11 protein-coding genes and 1 pseudogene are annotated in these 17,754 nt (G+C 42.9%); 3 read left to right on the top strand and 9 right to left on the bottom strand.

Annotation, left to right across the window (positions count from 1 at the left end; genetic code table 11):
• Nucleotides 1–24: 24 nt before the first annotated feature.
• From ribB to rutA, 7 genes and pseudogenes are all read right to left on the bottom strand, one after another.
• A pseudogene (gene ribB / locus ACT3QR_RS06480) lies at nucleotides 25–618 on the bottom strand (3,4-dihydroxy-2-butanone-4-phosphate synthase); the annotation flags it as partial.
• Nucleotides 619–794: 176 nt separating this feature from the next.
• On the bottom strand, nucleotides 795–2,294 hold the full coding sequence (locus ACT3QR_RS06475; protein WP_444520565.1) for a CoA-acylating methylmalonate-semialdehyde dehydrogenase: 1,500 nt from the start codon (nucleotides 2,292–2,294) through the stop codon (nucleotides 795–797).
• A gap of 40 nt (nucleotides 2,295–2,334) precedes the next feature.
• On the bottom strand, nucleotides 2,335–3,702 hold the full coding sequence (locus ACT3QR_RS06470) for a solute carrier family 23 protein (RefSeq protein WP_444520637.1): 1,368 nt from the start codon (nucleotides 3,700–3,702) through the stop codon (nucleotides 2,335–2,337).
• 23 nt (nucleotides 3,703–3,725) lie between these two features.
• Nucleotides 3,726–4,307, bottom strand: coding sequence for an NADH-dependent FMN reductase RutF (gene rutF, locus ACT3QR_RS06465; RefSeq protein WP_444520564.1), 582 nt, complete (start codon nucleotides 4,305–4,307; stop codon nucleotides 3,726–3,728).
• A 119-nt stretch (nucleotides 4,308–4,426) separates the two neighbouring features.
• On the bottom strand, nucleotides 4,427–4,810 hold the full coding sequence (gene rutC, locus ACT3QR_RS06460) for a pyrimidine utilization protein C (protein WP_444520563.1): 384 nt from the start codon (nucleotides 4,808–4,810) through the stop codon (nucleotides 4,427–4,429).
• Nucleotides 4,811–4,883: 73 nt separating this feature from the next.
• On the bottom strand, nucleotides 4,884–5,603 hold the full coding sequence (rutB, locus tag ACT3QR_RS06455) for a pyrimidine utilization protein B (protein WP_444520562.1): 720 nt from the start codon (nucleotides 5,601–5,603) through the stop codon (nucleotides 4,884–4,886).
• Nucleotides 5,604–5,617: 14 nt separating this feature from the next.
• A complete protein-coding gene (gene rutA / locus ACT3QR_RS06450; protein ID WP_444520561.1) occupies nucleotides 5,618–6,721 on the bottom strand; it encodes a pyrimidine utilization protein A in 1,104 nt (367 codons plus the stop codon).
• Between the two features lie 480 nt (nucleotides 6,722–7,201).
• Between rutA and ACT3QR_RS06445 the strand changes: the two genes are divergently transcribed.
• From ACT3QR_RS06445 to truC, 3 genes are all read left to right on the top strand, one after another.
• Entirely contained in the window at nucleotides 7,202–7,837 is a 636-nt protein-coding gene (locus ACT3QR_RS06445) for a TetR family transcriptional regulator C-terminal domain-containing protein (RefSeq protein ID WP_444520560.1), read from the top strand.
• 161 nt (nucleotides 7,838–7,998) lie between these two features.
• Nucleotides 7,999–8,277, top strand: coding sequence for a peptidylprolyl isomerase (locus tag ACT3QR_RS06440; RefSeq protein ID WP_102078430.1), 279 nt, complete (start codon nucleotides 7,999–8,001; stop codon nucleotides 8,275–8,277).
• A gap of 583 nt (nucleotides 8,278–8,860) precedes the next feature.
• Complete coding sequence (gene truC, locus ACT3QR_RS06435; RefSeq protein ID WP_444520559.1) at nucleotides 8,861–9,634, top strand: tRNA pseudouridine(65) synthase TruC; 774 nt, start codon at nucleotides 8,861–8,863, stop codon at nucleotides 9,632–9,634.
• Nucleotides 9,635–9,882: 248 nt separating this feature from the next.
• Here the strand turns inward: truC and ACT3QR_RS06430 are convergent, their stop codons facing one another.
• Nucleotides 9,883–10,341: an outer membrane protein assembly factor BamE gene (locus ACT3QR_RS06430; protein ID WP_444520558.1), complete on the bottom strand. Its 459-nt coding sequence runs from the start codon at nucleotides 10,339–10,341 to the stop codon at nucleotides 9,883–9,885.
• Between the two features lie 87 nt (nucleotides 10,342–10,428).
• Entirely contained in the window at nucleotides 10,429–17,343 is a 6,915-nt protein-coding gene (locus tag ACT3QR_RS06425; RefSeq protein ID WP_444520557.1) for a YadA-like family protein, read from the bottom strand.
• Nucleotides 17,344–17,754: the final 411 nt, after the last annotated feature.

The raw sequence follows: 17,754 nt of genomic DNA, 5'->3' as shown, positions 1-17,754 counted from the left end.
TCTATAGCTCTCCTGACACTCAATATATTTAATCAGCTCATCGATAGTACCTATCTTTAAATTATGAGTATCGGCAAATTTAACTAAATCGTTTCTACGAGCCATTTCACCATCTTTATTAATGATTTCGACAATAGCCGCCGCGGGCTCCAAACCAGCCAATCTGGCTAAATCGCAACCAGCCTCAGTATGTCCTGCCCGCTCTAAGACACCGCCCTCTTTCGCCATCAGCGGGAAAATATGTCCTGGGGTCACTACGTCCTCAGAGGTAACGTCTTGAGACACAGCGGTTCTAATAGTCTGAGCTCTGTCTGCCGTTGATATTCCAGTACTGACGCCTTTTGCTGCATCAATCGAAACGGTAAAATTCGTACTATAGGGTGCTTGGTTATCTTCACACATCAAAGGTAAGTTCAATTTTTTGCAACGTTCGGAAGTTAGTGTTAAGCAGACCAGACCCCTAGCGTGTGTAATCATGAAGTTGATATCTTCAGGTTTGGCTAAAGAAGCTGCCATCACCAAGTCACCTTCATTCTCCCTATCCTCATCATCCATGAGTATGACCATTTTGCCCGCTTTAATATCTGCAATGATTTCCGGTATTGTATTAAGATTCATAAAACCCACCATGTATTGTTATAAAAACAACGACTAATTTTTATATATTTTATTCAGAACATATTACTAACTACTAAAATGACATCTACAGGCTAAGAATATCTACTCTTTTTAGCCTCGTAGCTTAATTAATAATATGCTCTATTATGATTTCCTGATTTCAATATGCCGTATACCTACTTCATAGAAATAGTAGTATTCACACCTTCACTGGCATCCTCATCAAACCAACGTGATATCACGGTTTTGGTCTGAGTATAAAACTGCACCGCTTGCTTGCCATAAGGACCTAGGTCACCCAGCTTACTGGCTCTAGATCCTGAGAAAGAAAACATAGGTAGCGGTACTGGAATTGGTAAATTAATACCGACTTGTCCGACGTCTATATGTTGCTGGAAGTTATGCGCATGGGCGCCAGACTGGGTGAAGATGGCAGTGCCGTTTCCGTTTGGATTGGTATTAATAATTTCAATGGCTTCTTCAAGCGTGTCGGCATACATAATGCACAGGACAGGACCAAAAATCTCTTCGGTATAACAGCTCATATCTGCTGTCACATTGTCTAAGATAGTTGGACCTACAAAGTTACCGTCTTCGTAACCTGCTACCTGACAACCACGACCATCTAGTCTGAGGGTTGCTCCTTCATCAACACCTGCTTGGATTAAGCGCTCTACACGTGCTTTGGCTTGCTTAGATATCAATGGACCCAAATCTTTGTCATCCTTGCCAGCGGATACCACTAGCTGGGCTGATTTTTCTACAATGTCATCCACCCATTGCTTAGATTCACCAACCAACACGACGACAGACAGAGCCATGCAGCGCTGTCCTGCTGCACCAAATGCTGCCCCTGCTAACTGGTTCAGAGACTGCTCTCTATTCGCATCAGGCATAATGACGGCATGGTTTTTCGCGCCCATCATACATTGCACACGTTTACCAGCCTGACCTGCACGGTCATATACATGCTTGCCCACTGCGGTTGATCCAACAAAAGACATCGCTTTTATATCTGGGTGATCACACAGCGCATCTACTGTATCTTTACCACCATGGACGACATTTAGCACCCCTTTCGGTATACCTGCCTCAAGGGCCAACTCGACCAATCTCATGGTAACGATTGGGTTTTGTTCAGAGGGTTTTAAGATGAATGTGTTACCTGTGGCAATGGCCATTGGAAACATCCATAGCGGTATCATGGCAGGAAAGTTAAAAGGAGTAATACCTGCACAGACACCCAATGGTTGTTGAACGGTATACATATCAACGCTACTAGCGACATTTTCAATGTATCCACCTTGCTGCAAGTTGCCGATACCTGATGCATGTTCTACCACTTCAAGTCCTCTAAACACATCACCTCTAGCATCTGCCAGCGTTTTACCTTGCTCTTCGGTCAATAACGCCGCCAGCTCATCCATATGCTCACGTATCAGCTCTTGATACTTCAAAAAGACACGAGCTCTCTTGCTGATAGGTGTGGTACGCCAGCTTTGAAACGCTTCAGATGCGACCTTAACGGCTTGCTCAATTTCTTCAGGTGTTGATTGCGGCACCTTGGCGATCACTTCTTGAGTGGCGGGATTGGTAATATCAATCCATTCGGTAGTCGTTGATTCCGTAAATTCACCATTGATCAGTTGTTGTACGCTACGTGGTTCTGTATTCATGACTTGATTCCTTAAATAGATATAAAACAGGCGTTTAAATTTATGTATTGAGTTTCATGAGCGGCTCTGGTGTAACGACCTCTTTCTCAGGGGTCACGCTCACCTCTTTTTGTTTGTTTTTAGAATTAAAAACGAGGTTCATCAGAATGGCTAAAAAAGTCGCTGTACCGATACCACCCAAATCAAAACCCGCAATGTTTAGCGAATAGTTACCAGTGCCTAGGATGACTGGAACAGCAGCGACCAACATATTGCCATTCTTACTAAAATCGATGTTTGCATTCATCCAAATACGTGCGCCAGCAATCGTGATTAAACCAAAGACGACGATTGAAGCACCTGTCAAGATAGCCACAGGAATGGTGCTAACCAAGGTGCCGAACTTGGGGGATAAACCCAATAGAATGGCGAAAACACCTGCTATAACAAAGACGACTGTAGAGTAAATTTTGGTCGCAGCCATCACGCCAATGTTTTCTGCATAGGTCGTCATACCAGTACCACCTACCGAGGCCGAGAGTGTGGTACAAAGACCATCAGCGAAGAAGGCTCTGCCCATATAAGGTGAGATGCTTTTGCCAGTCATGGCTTCTACTGCTTTGAAATGTCCAAGGTTTTCGGCGATTAGGATGATAAATACAGGTGCAATAACTAATATGGCACTGGTTTCAAATACAGGAGAATATAGAGTTGGCATACCGAACCAAGCAGCATTTGCAACTGGTGCAAAATCAATCGGTGTACCCATACCCATGACATTGGTTAAGAGGAAGTAAACAAAATATGCAGCTACCAGTCCTATCAACAGTAACAAGCGTCTTACCATACCTCTAGTAAATACGGCGACTGCACAGATACACAACACAGTGACCAACGCCATCCAAGAATCAAAGCTATTACCAATGACACTTTGTATCGTGACAGGCGCTAAGTGCAACCCGATAATCATGACGATGGACCCAGTAACAACAGGGGGCATCAGGTTTTCAATCCACTCTGCACCTGTCTTCATCACCAGCAGACCCATCAGTGCATATAAAACCCCGCAGACCAACGTACCGCCAAGGGCAATGCCAATATTTGGATTGATACCAGTGCCGCTATATCCTGTTACTGCGACGACCGCGCCTATAAATGCAAAGCTCGATCCTAAATAACTGGGGACATGACCGCCAGTAATAAGAAAGAAAAGTATCGTGCCTATACCTGTAATGAGCATAGTTAGGCTGGGATCAAACCCCATCAGCAAAGGGGCTAAGATAGTTGCACCAAACATTGCGAATGAATGCTGCGCACCTAAAACCACACTTTTACCCATTGGCAAATATTCGTTGATACCTACCGGTGTCGTTTCTAGGTCTCCAGTGTATGGACGCCATTTCACAAACCATTTATCCATTTTAAATATCCTTAAAAAGTAAAGTGTGATACTTATTTTTTGCACTTACTCAATTGATGATAGCCTCTATTAAAATATATGAGACTTTCACAATCAGGCTTGTGTTTGATATCCAATACTTCACAAATAAGAATATCGTGAGTTCCTACCGAATTAATGAGTTTGATTTTGCAATCAAAAGAAATACTGGCGTCTTCTAATACAGGTGACCCCGTTGATAGAGTCGACCAACTGCCTTGATCAAACCTTTCTTCTAGAGATTTTTTACCACCGAACACACCGCTTAAATCTTGGTGCTCAAGAGCAAGGGTATTAACGCATAGCACCATGTTTTCTTTAAAAAAGTGATAGACAGAAGCGCTTCTGTTTAAACATACCAATAGGGTTGGCGGTTCGTCAGTGACACTACACACCGCTGAAGCTGTAAATCCTGCACGCCCTGCTGGACCTTCAGTTGTGATGATGTTGACTGCAGCAGCCAACTTGCTCATAGCATCTCTAAAAGTTTGCTGCATGTCGGTTAAGTGATCTGCCGTAGAGGTTAATGATGCTTTAGATTTATGTTTCATTAATGAGGATTGCGTTACTTGGCTTTCTTTCATTGCTGTATTCATCTGTCATTTCCTTTTAAACAATATCCCACCACATATGTAGTCAACTAAAGCGCCCTACTACGATTGAATGTTAGGTAACCTTGAATTCACTAACTGCAGTTATTTTTAAATAATACTTCTTATCCAATGTGTGCTACCGACGCGATTTCGACTAGGGCTTCTGGTTTGACTAACCCACATTGAATACAAAATCTGGCTGGCTTTTCATTGGGGAAAAACTCTGCATAGACCTGATTGACAGCGTCATAATCTGACCAGTCTTTTACAAAAATTGAATTAAACGTCACATCATCCATATCTCCGCCAGCCGTTTGAATCACGTTTTTGATCGTCGTTAAAACATGGCGGGTTTGGGCGGCTGCATCACCCACATGTACGACGTCATTGTTTTCATCAAAAGGCAACGTGCCAGAGACATAAACAATATTGTCGGCTTTGGTAGCAGGTACATAAGGCGCTAATGGTTTGCTGGTACCTTCAGGTATAACGACTTGTTTAGACATATCTATATTCCTATACTGGTTAAATTAAATATTAAGCGTTTGGTTTTGATTGCTTAGCTGACTGTTTAAAACATTAGCTATCTGAAAAACACTGCTGCATACTCGCAACATCAGAGACCCAACCAAAAAAGTTTTTTACGTTGTATAGCGTGGCCTCATGAGCCTCTATAGGTCCTGCCTGATAGCAAGCGTCATCTAATAGAACCCCAAAATACTCAAGAAAAAACCCATCTCGAAGCGTAGATTCAACACAGACGTTGGTCGCGATACCAGTAAGTAATAAATTACGAATACCTCGTGATCGCAGTACACTATCGAAGTTGGTGTTGGCAAAGCCGCTATATCGAGGTTTGTCTATGACAATGTCTTGAGGTGCAGGGCTAAGCTCGTCGACTAACTCGTAATCCCAACCACCTTTTGCCAATAATGTTCCTTCAATTTCAGGGTTTTTGCGCATGGTTTTTAAAGCATTTGATTTGTGGTAATTGGGCGATCCACTACCACCAGCCTCTACGTATTTATTGTCCCAACCATTTCGAAAATAGATGACCTGTATGCCAGCTTGATGGGCAATATCCACAGCTTGCTTTATCTTATCTATGACAGGTTTGGTCTTGGTGACATCAAACCCAGCCAAATCTAGATAACCACCTTGACTGGCATAAGCATTCTGCATATCTACTACGATCAGTGCCGTCTGCGATGGATCTAACTTAATAGACTCAGGTACTGATTCCAAAATAGGAGAGGATTCTTTGGTAAAATCTGCACAAATTGTGTTAACCGAGTTCATATTTGCTCCTTTGATTAGGCTGGACTGACAGCTTGGCTGGCCACTGGAGTATCGACGTTGATACGACTCGTCATAAGGGGTTGAATATGATTACCAAAATCTTCAACGCCTTGTACAAAATCGTCAAAAGTAAGTAGCACACCGTCAGTGCCTTCTACTTCGGCAATTTCATCTAACATGCTGGCCACATTTTCAAAAGAGCCAACCAGCGTACCCATATTGATATTAACTGGTGACACACTTGAAGCCATATGGCGAATATTGGTATCTTTACCCGATGTTTTGTCTTTACCGCCTTGTGACTGTAACCAGTCAATGGCTTCAAAATCTGCACCTTCATTGTATGAGAGCCATTTTGCTTGGGCTTTTTCATCGGTCTCATCTGCAATAACCATAAAGAGAACATAAGTCGGAACATTGCGGCCCGTCTTATCTGTTTGTACTTTTAACCGATCATTAATACCCGCATAGGCAGTTGGTGTGTTTAGACCTTTACCAAAGACAAAGTTGTAATCAGCATATTTTGCAGAAAACGCTAAACCTGTATCTGACTGACCTGCACAGATAATTTTCATGTCCCCTTTTGGAATAGGCTTCACTTGGCAGTCATCCATCTGGAAGAACTCGCCTTTCAAATCAGATTGTCCTGTCGCCCAAAGGTCTCTTAAGATTTGTACATATTCAGATAGGTAGTCATAGCGTTTACCAAAATAATCGTCACCCGGCCACATCCCCATCTGTCCATATTCTGCTTGCTGCCAACCGGTTACTACATTCAATCCAAACCGGCCGTTTGAGATGCTATCAAGCGTCGACGCCATTCTTGCGACAATTGCAGGTGGCATGACTAAGGTCGCCGATGTGGCATAGATTTTTATCTTGGAGGTGACTGCAGCTAACCCCGCCATCAAGGTAAAGCTTTCGAGGTTATAATCCCAAAATTCTGTCTCTCCGCCAAAACCGCGTAGCTTAATCATCGAAAGCGCAAAGTCAAAACCATAGTGTTCAGCACTTTGTACAATTTGCTTATTAAGCTCAAATGTTGGCTTGTATTGCGGCGCATTTTTTGAAATTAACCAGCCATTGTTACCAATCGGACAAAAAATACCTATTTCCATAATTTCACCTATAAGTTTGACGAGAAAAGAAAAAGCTATAAAAGAAATAAAAATCTTTTACGTTTTTTATAAAGCAAAACCTATGCCATATTTTTTTAATGTTAATTATCAAATATTTATCGTTTTTATAGTTGTAATTTTTTAAACCATATGGTCCAAAAAAATGCAGGAAAATAGTGCGAGGTGTTATAAAATGGTGCGAAATGTTATAAAATAGTGCAAAAGTGCACAAAAGCCTAAAAGTCATTTTTAATGATTATTTGAATAGTTTTTGGGCTGAATAAGTAACAAATATGCTACTAGTTGACGGTCAGTTATATACCCAATGAACTTATAAACCCATACGGCATTAACCGCTATTGATACACTTACTTTGGTCATTCAATGAAGTTGATACTTGGTTGTTTTGACCTTTTTTTAAATTGAATCAACTATCATTTAAAGTTAGGTTTATAGAACTTTGTGATGAGGAACCCTACAGTGAGAGAATACGCGCTAAGAGAAGAGACAGAAGTGAGTGCCAAAGTATTGAAGAAGAAAGAACATATCATCAATGCTGCATTGATCGTATTTTCCCAAAAAGGCCTAAACGGGGCTCGAATGGAAGAAATTGCTGAAGAAGCTCATATATCCAAATCCAATATATTTTACTACTTCAAAAGTAAAGAGGTTCTTTATGTTGCTGTTTTAGAAAGGGTGCTTAGCAATTGGTTGTCACCTTTAGACAGGATGAATATCAATCAAGATCCAAGAAATGCTCTTAAAACCTATATTGAAGAAAAGTATAAAATTTCAAAAAAATCGCCTGCTGCCTCAAGGTTATATGCGTTAGAGATTATGCAAGGCGCACCTCACTTGATGCCTATATTAAAAGGACCGTTGAAGTCTTTAGTTAAAGAGAAAGTAGCAGTGATTGATGGGTGGATCGCAGAGAATAAGATTAAACCTGTTTCTGCTATCCATTTAATTTTCCATATTTGGGCAGTCACTCAGCACTATTCTGATTTTTTTACACAAACTGAAGCCGTTTCTAACCATAGTTTGAGAAATAAAAAGTTTGCTAATGATGCATTAAATACCAGTATTCAACTGCTTGTAGACAGTCTGGTTATATGATTTGATATTGAAATTGAATGAGCACGGCTACGACCGAAACCGCAATAGTAGCGATTATATAAAGGACCTATAAGAAAGCAGTGCCTACAAGTTAAGTGAGCAGTCAAGGTAAGTAGTGATATAATGCCCGGATAATCAATATTCTATGAAAGGGTTACATTATGGCTCGTACCGCTAGCGCATTACACATTTTGGTAAAACATAAAGAACAAGCTGAGGACATTATTGCCAAGCTTAAAAAAGGTGCTAAGTTTGATGTACTGGCCAAACGATACTCAACCTGTCCATCAGGCAAAAAAGGTGGCAGCTTAGGAGAGTTTGGAAAAGGCGATATGGTAGGGCCTTTTGATAAAGTTTGCTTTACCGGCGAACTATTTACCCCGCATTTAGTAAAAACCAAATTTGGCTGGCATGTCGTAAAAGTACTTTATAGAACTTAAGAGTCGGCCCTCTGATTGTAAGCCAACTGAGGTATATCTCAAGTATCGTCCTGATCCACACATGATTAACCTCATGACAATCAGGGTTTTACTTTAGCTCACCTAACCCTTACATCAAATTATTCTTGTTTTATTTTACTCAAGCAGCTTTCTATGCGTTGATGTTAACTGTTTGGGTAGCACTTGGTTATTAGCGGCATCGTTCTCATAAAAGCGAAACCACTAGTCTTGCTGAAAGACATTACCTTCAAACTATCTCTCCCATTCTGAAACTAAAACACTGTACTCAACTCTTTCCTCTACATTCAATCTCGCTGCGCTATTAAGCGTAAAAAAGCATTAAGCAATCATTAGTACCTCAATGATTAAGATGCGATCATCTGGTTATTTCACGCCTTGCTATCTACATCGATGCTTCTACTAATGGCAAAGATATAAACGCTCTTACAGAGATTTTTTGGCTGATATAGTCAATTTCATCACCATTCATCTGTACACCGCATATTTGCTCTGCAGCACTATCTAAATTTATTATGCCACTACAGGTACGATAAAAAGGATATATAATTGACGTATCTAAAATATGAGCACTGAAAGCATGGATATAGAAGGCAATACCACTGATCAAATAGAAATCATCTATGAAGATGAGTATATAGTGGCGATCAATAAAGAAGCTGGGCTGTTGGTGCATCGCAGTTGGCTGGATAAAGGTGAAACACGCTTTGCCATGCAGCTTACCCGTGATGCAGTAGGCTGTCATGTGTTTCCCGTACATAGGTTAGACAAGCCTACATCAGGCGTGTTGTTATTTGCCAAGAGCTCAGCCGTAGCACGCAGCCTTACCGAAGCGTTTACTGAGCGTAGAGTGACCAAGCAATATTTAGCAGTAGTGCGCGGATTTATGTCTGAGCAAGGTACTATTGATTATGCTTTGAGCTTTAAGCCTGATGCCATTGCCGATAAATTTGCTAACTTAGATAAACCTGCTCAAGAAGCGGTCACTCACTGGCAAAGCCTGGCACAAATTGAGCTGCCATTTGCAGTATCAAAGAAGCATGCCACTAGCCGCTATAGTTTGGTTCGCTTAACACCTGAAACTGGGCGCAAACACCAGCTGCGTCGACATATGAGACATGTATTCCATCATATCGTGGGTGATACCAGTCACGGTGATATACGTCACACACGATTTTTTCGTACTCAATACGATTGCACGCGTATGCTGCTGCATGCTCAGACTTTGACACTCAGTCACCCGGTCACTGGTGAGCCTTTAGTATTAACAGCAGGATTAGACGATCAATGGAAGCGTATCCTAGAAGCGTTCTCTTGGGTAGATAGGGTTGAGGTTTAAGCTCCTAGTGGGACTTTGAAGCTTTAGCGGTAGTCAAATTATATCTAGACGTATAGGATTTTAGACTGAATCAGTGTATATCTAAATGTAATTAATGATTGAATTGACCAATTAGAATGTGTTTCAGTGCTGGCAGTACAATATTTATTAGACTCAATGCTTTGACTACAAAAATTATGGCACACAATAAAAAAGAGCAAGACATCAAGTGTCTTGCTCTTTTTTATGACTATTAATTAAAGCTGATACTAGAACTGTGAATATTTAGCACAAGACGCTGGCTGCCAATAAAACTCAGTGGCGAAAAACTCATCATCGCGCAGTCTACCTTCATAACTATCATCAAAGATAATTTTATACTGACACGTCTCTACATTGTTATTGGCATCATAAAACCTAAGAATATAATCCCACTCACGAGCGTTAAACCCTTCACTAAAATGAGGCGTACCAATTACTTTGTAAATTTGATCTTTTGTGGTACCCACTTGGATCTTGGCAATCTCATCAGGAGTAACGATAGTACCTCCTTTTTGCCATGCTTTTTCTGGATTTGGAAATACTAAATCATTAGCATCAACAGATCCATGCTGAGCGCCGGGTGTTAAATGCCAAGATGGCATAATATTTTTCTGAGCACAACCAGTGACTGTGAATAGTAAAGCAGACGTAGCCAACAAGCCGTAACGATAAAAAGATTTTTTCATTATTTATCCCTTAATATATTTTATGAGTAATTTGACAGCGCTTGTATACAAGCAAACGCTGTCAAACAGTTTAGAGATGTGGCTATATTAGAAATGGAAGCCTGCACCAATGGCGCCGCCTGCATTCCCTTGGGTATCTGCTGTACCATTGATCTTCATTACCCAACGTCCATTGTCCGAGACTTTAGATACACCAATGGCAACTGCACTTTCACCATTGTAGGTTGCGACACCGCCACCAACCATTGACTTACCAGGAATGTAAGCTTGGGGCAGTGAAGACATTGCCATGGCAGCAGAGATACCAGCGTTAGCATCGTCTTCTACTTCGTTGATTTTGTAGCCTAACTCATTAACACTGTTGCTTAACTTGCCATCTAGAGCACTCAACTGCCCAAAGTTAACAGCATCAGTGGGATTTAGACCATCAGCAACACCTGTGATAGTCTTACCACCTGCGTTAATGCCTTCAGTTGTCATGCTTGGACCGTTAGCTATCGTTACGCCATTTGTATTGACTGTGGTATTGCCAGTCGTGACCGTATCTGCCGTAACACTGTCTACACTAATGTTGCCACTCAAATCAAACTGAATACCACTTTCAGTCGTTGTGGTCGTGATGTTATCACTACCTTCAAACTGAAGTGCGGTGCTATCACCTACCGACTTGTTGACATTATCACCATTGTCAGCACCGAAGCTTAGGCCTGTATCTAGTCTATCAGTGTTGGCCTGAATATCCTCATTGGCCTGTGCATTAGCGTTGTTTACAGTAGCAATAGCATCATTAATGTTATTTGCTCCTGTACCGCCGATATCACTGGCTGTCAGGTTACCGTCAGCATCGATTGCTGCGTTTCCACCAATAATGCCAGCAACATCGTTCCCTAGGTCATATAGCTGGCTACCGTTGATGGCATCCGTACTATCTGCATTGATAGCACCGCCACTGACGTTGGTTATAGTAGTGCCCGCGTCACCACCCAATGTAATGCTGTCTTTGTTGACAGTACCATCTGGATTAGTATCGTATTGAACGGCACCTGCTGTTAAATCTGCCAAACCATCAGATACGGCATCTACTTGACCTTTAGTTGCAGCATCTGTTGCTGCTACACCATCAGCCACATTGGTAATGACAGTTCCACCAGCATTGAAACCAGCTGCAGTAACACTTGGTCCGACTGGAGCGCCGCCGGCACCTAAAAAGGTAACGCCTGCTTGGTTAAAGACGGTACTGGTAGTGCCGTCAGTTGCCGTAAAGCCGTTAGCGCCATAGTTACTGGTGTTAGTGCCATCAGTGACGCTAGTGCCTGCACCTGTGATGCTGGTAACGTTGCCATTGCCATCATCGATAGTATTGCCAGTAGCAGTACTCACGTTGGTGTTGTCGTTACCGTCAGCTAACGTTGAGCCGATAGCTGTGTAGTCAGCGCTGTTGCCAGATGAGTCTACAACGTTAGTGCCGCCTGTGGTGATGGTCGTTGCGTTTCCTGCGCCGTCATCAACCGCAACCCCTGCGTTGTTGACCACGGTGTCACCTGTGGTAACGCTACCAGTAGCTCCTAGGTCAATATTTTCAGCAAGGTCGTAGTTGATACCGTTGTCAGCATCGTTAGTTACGACAAGGTTGCCATCAGTATTAGTGAAGTCAACCGTCTGACCCAATTGAACGTTGTCATCAGCACCACCTGCTGCACTGATGTTAAAGCCCTGATTAGCTTGAGCTTGAATCATTGCAATGTTGCTTGTATTGGTAGTGGTACGACCATCTAGGTTGCCTAATGCATCACCAACATTGTTGAAATTCGCAGTAGTGCCTGCGTTGTTGCCATCATCTAAGGTGTAAGTCGGGGCACTAACACTACCATCAGCTGCGTTGTAAACAGCGCCACCGCCTAGGTTAGTTGCGGTGTTATCACCTAACATATCTACCTTGTCATCAACCGCTTCAACTTGCCCAAAGGTCGCCGCATCGTTTGATACAACACCATCAGCTACATTCGTGATTCTATTACCACCATTGTTAAGCCCTGCTCTACCAAGAGTAACGGTGTCGACTGGACCATTCAAGATAGTTATTCCCGCATTGTTTACGTTAGTATTTCCTACTCTAACGCTACCATCAGCGCCAAGATCAATAGCTTCAGCAAGTTGTACGCTTAGGCCGTCTGCACCATTAGCAACTACGCCGATATTACCTGTAGTTAGATTGCCAGTTGCACCACCTGTAATGTTCAAGGTTTGACCAAGGTTACGCTGAACGTCGTTACCGCTATCACCAGCAAACGTTAAGCCTAACTCTGTGACGCCAGTTATAGCAGCATTCACGTCTCCTGCGTTGGCAGCATTATTAGCATTTGCAATATTGGTGATATCACCAGCACTTGCAACACCGGTAATTTGAGTCATACCTGCATCAATACCTGCTGCAGTCACACTTGGACCTGTCTGTACATCATTTGTGTCAGTGAAGCTAACACCTGCTTGGTTCACAATAGTACTGTTACCAAGACCATCCGTGGCAAACAAGCCTTCTGCGCCGTAGTTGCTGTTGTTACCAGCATCGTCTGTCACGTCTGTGCCAGTTGCTGAAGTTATGGTGGTGTTACCCGAGTTGTCATAAATGGTTGAACCATCTGCGTCATAAATACCAGTCTCACCGTTACCGTTCGTGGCAAATAAGCCTTCTGCGCCGTAGTCTGCGGTATTAGTACCGTCAGTAACGTTAGTACCTGCAGTGGTGATGGTGGTTTTAATAGCTGTATTAGTGCTATCAGTAATGGTTACGCCAGTGTTATTAGTCACGGTGTTACCAGTCGTGACGCTACCATTGACTCCTAGGTCGATGTTTTCAGCCAAGTCATAGTTGATGCCATTGTCTGACACAGTTGCAACTAAGTTGCCATCAGTGTTAGTGAAGTCAACCGTTTCACCCAATTGAACATTGTCTTCAGTTTCATTATTAGCCAGATCACTGTTGTCAGCAGTGATGTTGAATCCTAGCTCCGTGACACCCGTTACTGCTGCATCCACTTGACCTATGTTCGCAGCGTCACTTGCTAAGACGCCATCTGCCACATTACTGACCACTAAATCACCTGCATCAATGCCAGTTGCGGTGATACTTGGACCTGTTGCAATGCCTTGATCATCTAAGAAGCTAACGCCGCTTTGATTAAAGATGGTGCTGGTATTGGTGGTAATGTTTGTTGCTGTAAATCCATCAGCACCATAGTCACTGGTATTGATGCCATCAGTGACGTTGGTACCAGTGGCTGAGGTAGTCGTGATATTGTCTGAATCATCGAATATTACATTGCCTTCTGCACCACTCAAGTTGACGTTACCTGAATCGTCAAATATCGCATTACCGATAGCGGCACTTAAGTTAGCGTTTCCTGAGTCGTCGAGTATCGCATTACCGAAGGCAGCGCTCGCATTGGTATTTCCTGAGTCATCCGTCAAAACTGTGGTAGCAGCACCATAGTTACCAGTGTTGCCATTGTCGTCTGTGACATTAGTGCCTGCAGTGGTGATGGTGGTTTTAATAGCTGTATTAGTGCTATCAGTAATGGTTACGCCAGTGTTATTAGTCACGGTGTTACCAGTCGTGACGCTACCATTAACTCCAAGATCAATGTTCTCAGCCAATTGGACACTTAGGCCCTCTGTGCCATCTGCAACCACGCCAATGTTGCCATCAGTTAGGTTACCAGTCGCATTGCCTGTAACGCTTAAGGTTTGACCTAAGTTACGGTCAATGACAGTGTTATCGTCGCCAACAAAGTTGAGACCGGCTGCGGTGACACCTTCGATTGCTGTATTTACGTCACCTGCAGTCGCAGCATTGTTAGCATTAGAAGCGAGAGTAATATTACCCGCACTGGTAACACCAGTAATTTGACGATTACCATCTATACCTGTAAAGCTTACACTTGTACCATTAGTCTGAGCACCAACAGTAATAGCACCGGTTCCAGTATCTTGACGTACAATGCCTGTTACACCTGTAGTCAGATTATTGAGATTGGTATCGACGCCTTTTAGCTGTGAGACATTGACAGCATCGGTATCAGCACCGCCTGCGGCAACGTTGGTTAATCGGCGCTCATTACCTGCAGTACCAACACTGACAACATTACTACCCGTTGTTGTGCCTACAACAGTTGCACCTGTAGGAGCAAAGCTTGCCACACTAGAGCCAGTGACGGTAGTACCGTTACCGATACCGACTGCACCATCTAGACCTGTTGAAATAGCAATATTATTACCGATGGCGACGGCATTTCTAGCTGCTACTGTATTGCTGCTACCGATTGCTATCGACTCGTTACCATCGACTACACTACGATCGCCTAGAGCAACAGAGCTAACGCCATTTGCTTCTGAGCTAAAGCCTACAGCCGCAGCCCATTGTTTAGTTGCCTTAGAACCAACACCAACTGCGGTACTTTGTACTGCACTAGCGAGCGTACGCGAACCAATAGCAGTACCTGTCAGAGTCGTCGCTTTCGCACCTTCACCTAAAGCTACTGAACGCGCACCTAAAGCCTGAGCATTGACGCCCAGCGCTGTCGCGCTTTGGTTAGTAGCAGAAGCACCATCACCCATAGCTACGGCACTGCTAGCTAAAGCTGAAGTTGAAGCATCTTTGCCTATAGCTACAGAACGATCTCCTACGGCACTAGCCTGTTGTCCAAAAGCAGAACTATATTGCCCTTGAGCGCGAGAGCTCACACCTAGTGCTGTTGCACCATACTGATCTGCTCGTGCGCCAAAACCAACCGCAGTTGCTGAGTCAGCAAATGCCTGTGATGCTGAGCCAAGCGCTGTGGATTCAGAACCTGTCGCAGATGCCGTTTCCCCAATAGCGGTAGAATTACTGTTGATCGCACTAGCATTTGCGCCAACAGCAAGGGCTCCTGTACCTGTCGCTGTTGTAGTAAAAGGTTGAGTGCTACTTGAACGTATCGGGAAATCGATACCAGAAACTGTAGTAGTTAAGTTAGTAATACTTGTATTCGTCGCATTAAGTTGATCACCGTTCACAGCGTCAGTTGAGCCCACTGAGATGTCACCATCAGCAACACCTGACACATTACGAGCATCATCAGTTGAATTAGCAAAGCTTACGCTAGTGCCGGGGGTTTGCGCACCAACAGTAATAGCACCAGTACCTGTATCTTGACGTACGATACCTGTTACACCGGTAGTCAGATTGTTGAGATTGGTAGTATTAGTTATGACATTAGCATTGACGCCTTTTAGCTGTGAGACATTGACAGCGTCTGTATCAGTAGCACCTGCTGCTAGACCTGTTAGACGTCTATTACCTATATTTACTTCAGCAGCGGCTGTAGGCAATGCAACGGAAATAGGACTACCACCTACGTCTAATGGCTGATAAGCAGCTGTGGATAATGTAGTACCATTCGCTTCGCTACCTTGCCCAATTGAAACAGAGTTAGTAGCACGTACTGTTACCGTACCACCAAGCGCAATAGCATTTTCAGCTAAGGCTTGTCCACCAACCGCAATGGCGCTGTCAGCCAATGCTTGTCCACCAACCGCAATAGCGCTGTCAGCCAAGGCTCGTCCGCGGATGGCTGTTGCAAACTCTCCTTCTGCTCTTGCTGCATCTCCTAAAGCTGTAGCACCAGTACCAATTGCGTCTGAGTTGAAACCTAGCGCAGTAGTTCGACTGCCTATAGTTGCTGCATTTGAGCCTAGCGCTGTTGCACGATTTCCACCTGTCGAGCTTGAGTTATCTCCAATAGCAATATTACCATTTCCTAATGCTCTGGAATCTGCACCTAATGCAACCGCTCCAATGTTATCTCTACCGCCTCCCGTTGCAATAGAATTTATCCCTATAGCAACGTCTCCAACTGTGTTAGCAGTACTATTATCACCCACAGCAACCGTACTAAATCCGTCGGCGTTCGCATCTCTACCGACTGCAGTTGCTCCCTCTAAACTAGACTGTGCATTTTTACCAATAGCAATCGCATCTACACCAGTCGCGCCATCGTTATTTTCATTAGTACCACCAGTTGAGTTAATGCTGACATATTTAGGTTTCTGTGCAGTAACTGTGGTAGTTAAATTGGCAATATTATTAGTATTAGTGGTGACATTAGCATCGACGCCTTTTAGTTGTGAGACGTTGACAGCATCGGTATCAGCACCGCCTGCGGCAACATTGGTTAACCGGCGCTCATTCCCTGTACTACCAATACTGACAACATTACTACCTACCGTCTCCCCTGCGACAGTTGCATCTGTAGGCGCGAAGCTTGGGACACTGGAGGCAGTTACAGTAGTATTATTACCGATACCTACTGCGCCATTGAGTCCTGCGGCAATACTAACGTTATTACCGATAGCAACTGCATCGCTAGCTGCTACCGTATTACTGCTACCGATAGCGACGGCATTAGTCGCATTAGTAATAATGTTGCTATTGCCCAATGCGGTTGAGCCGTTTGCATTAGTAACCTTATTTTCTCTACCTATCGCCACTGTATCAGCGGAATCAGTAATCGCTGTACCACACCCAATTGCCGTACTATTTGTAGAGGTTGCGCCATCTATCCTTGCCTCACCTATGTCACATCCAGGAAGCACTACTATCTCCGCCCCTAATATATCTAAACCTAATACAGTTGTTTGAGGAGAAATAACAGTACTAGAGCTTGGAGGTACAGGTAACAAGCCTATTAAAGGGGGGACTGCTACTACAAAATCTCCAGACCCACTACCCCCAAGTATACCCTGCGCTGCGTATACCTGCGTCGATAGCGTTAGCCCAGTCGCTGCTAGCGCTACTGTCATACCGCTTAATCGTAGTAATCGTGCCCCTGCTGATATCGCTGCTGATGCTGTAGCCGTAGAGCTCACAGCGTTGTTTGATGATTTGCCTCGACTCTTTGCATACTCTGCTACAGCCGTGAAGCACCCTAATGATCTATTCCAGATAACTTTATAATTACGGTTCATAATAAATATTCCTTTATTAATTTAGTGAACTGCTATAAAAACGGAAAATATAAACATCTACTGTATATATATAAACATTAGTTCGTAAAAATAATATTTTTTGTTTTCGTCCTAGAAACAATTAAGTAGGTTATTAACAAATTAAATACTTTCATATATTAATATATAATAAATAAAAAAATAATCAACTATTAAAGACACTATATATTTATATTATGTAATAAATAAGTAAAAACTTATAAAACCATCCAAACACCGAATGCAATTAATAATCACTAACACTAAATACCATAAATAACAGATAGTTAAAAATAATTTTCTAAATACGAATATTTATATTAAATTAATTGAATTTATGCTATATTAGTATTTTGGTACAGGAAAAAACCAATGGTTTATAGATTGTAGCAA

The sequence above is a fragment of the Psychrobacter sp. AOP7-B1-25 genome, assembly GCF_052376195.1.
Classification (GTDB): Bacteria; Pseudomonadota; Gammaproteobacteria; order Pseudomonadales; family Moraxellaceae; genus Psychrobacter.
Note: the sequence above shows the minus strand (reverse complement) of the source record. Positions and strands in the feature narration are given on the sequence as shown.